1 protein-coding gene is annotated in these 540 nt (G+C 29.1%); it reads left to right on the top strand.

Annotation, left to right across the window (positions count from 1 at the left end):
* A partial coding sequence (locus M983_RS16670) for a 5-formyltetrahydrofolate cyclo-ligase (protein ID WP_066753622.1) occupies window positions 1-330 on the top strand: 330 nt, incomplete at its 5' end.
* Between the last annotated feature and the right edge of the window lie 210 nt (window positions 331-540).

Consider the following 540-nt stretch of genomic DNA (forward strand, 5'->3'; position numbering starts at 1 on the left):
CACCATTTATTATTTTTACGCTATAGTGCATCGACTCGATTAATTAAAAATCGTTTTTCTATTTTAGAGCCCCGACTCAATGTAAATGATGTGATTCCGTTATCTAATATCGATATCATATTCACGCCATTGGTGGCTTTTGATAAACAAGGGCAACGCTTAGGTATGGGAGGGGGTTTTTACGATCGCACTTTAGAAGATTGGCATCATAAGTCATTTTATCCGATGGGACTTGCGCATACATGCCAATTAGTTAATAAATTGCCCATAGCAAGTTGGGATATACCATTGCCTGAAATTATCACACCAGAAAAAACATGGCATTTTTAATATTTACATCATCAATATTTAATTAACTATTAAAATTAATCCTTACCATCTTTGTTTTTTTATATCTTGAGTTTTATTTTTTATATTTAATACTTTTATATTTGTTTTAATAACAAGGGTATTAAGTTTAATCATGATAAATGAAAAAGATATTGTAGAAGGTATAGATATTATACTTTCTATACAAGGGTTAAATAAAAATAAAAATAC

The organism is Proteus myxofaciens ATCC 19692 (assembly GCF_001654855.1).
Classification (GTDB): domain Bacteria; phylum Pseudomonadota; class Gammaproteobacteria; order Enterobacterales; family Enterobacteriaceae; genus Proteus; species Proteus myxofaciens.